The sequence below is a fragment of the Rhodopseudomonas sp. BR0G17 genome (assembly GCF_010907025.1).
Taxonomy (GTDB): domain Bacteria; phylum Pseudomonadota; class Alphaproteobacteria; order Rhizobiales; family Xanthobacteraceae; genus Rhodopseudomonas; species Rhodopseudomonas palustris_H.
Window position 1 is genome coordinate 1 of the sequence record NZ_QUML01000162.1, and the last position, 430, is coordinate 430.

Here is a 430-nt window from a genome sequence, read left to right on the forward strand (position 1 = left end):
GCATAACCAATGCGCGACGAAGCCCGCGCCAGCTCGCGACGAACAATACGAGTGTCACCAGAAACAACATGATTTCGGTGATGGTGGGAGAGAGAAACTGGACCGTCGGCTGCATCCAGTCGATCTTGGGCATTTGCATCGTGGCCGGCGGCAAAGTGTCGGTCCCGCCCAGCGCCGACTGAACCTGCCTCCACATCGCCACCGGCTTATCGAGAACGTGGAGTTTGTCACGCAGTACCGAGCCGAGCTCCGGGAGTCTGTTGCTCCACTCGATCAACGGCACCGAGATCAATCCGATCATGAAAGTGACGCCGGCCAAGCCGGCGAGTACGATCATTACGGCGCTGACACCGCGCGGAATTCGCCAGCGTTCCAAGAAGCTCGCCAACGGCGACAGCATCGTGCCGCCCAAGAAGGCGGTGACGATCGG

At 60.5% G+C, this 430-nt stretch carries 1 pseudogene; it reads right to left on the reverse strand.

Features of this window, described 5'->3' with window-relative positions:
- Positions 1-301 (reverse strand): annotated as a pseudogene (locus DY467_RS25675) (AI-2E family transporter); the annotation flags it as partial.
- Between the last annotated feature and the right edge of the window lie 129 nt (positions 302-430).